Here is a 549-nt window from a genome sequence, read left to right on the forward strand (position 1 = left end):
GCGCCATTGATTACCAGACGGTGATCAGCTGCGCAAAACGCGACGACCGCAAGGTGCGCGTGATGGCTGCGGATTATGACAACCAGATCGATGAATTTTCGCTGGATGAGCCGATTGTTGCCCATGACAGCCAGCAGTGGTCTAACTACGTCCGCGGCGTGGTGAAGCATCTGCAAAAACGTAACAAGGAGTTTGGCGGCGCAGATCTGGTGATCAGCGGCAACGTCCCACAGGGTGCGGGCCTGAGCTCCTCTGCCTCGCTGGAAGTGGCTGTCGGCACCGTCTTCCAGCAGCTTTATCACCTGCCGCTGGACGGTGCGCAGATCGCCCTTAACGGCCAGGAAGCAGAGAACCAGTTCGTCGGCTGTAACTGCGGCATCATGGATCAGCTGATCTCGGCGCTGGGCAAAAAAGGCCACGCGTTACTGATCGACTGCCGCTCGCTGGGCACCAAAGCGGTCAGCCTGCCGAAAGGCGCGGCGGTGATGATCCTCAACAGTAATTTCAAACGCACCCTGGTGGGCAGCGAGTACACAACCCGCCGTGAGG

Annotated in this window: 1 protein-coding gene; it reads left to right on the forward strand. The window is 59.2% G+C overall.

Going from position 1 to position 549, the window contains the following annotated elements; genetic code table 11:
• Nucleotides 1–549: galactokinase (galK, locus tag C3418_RS23940; RefSeq protein WP_103859400.1), on the forward strand; the 549-nt coding region annotated here is incomplete at both ends.

It is taken from the genome of Aeromonas sp. ASNIH8, assembly GCF_002919855.1.
In the GTDB taxonomy this organism is placed as follows: domain Bacteria; phylum Pseudomonadota; class Gammaproteobacteria; order Enterobacterales; family Aeromonadaceae; genus Aeromonas; species Aeromonas caviae.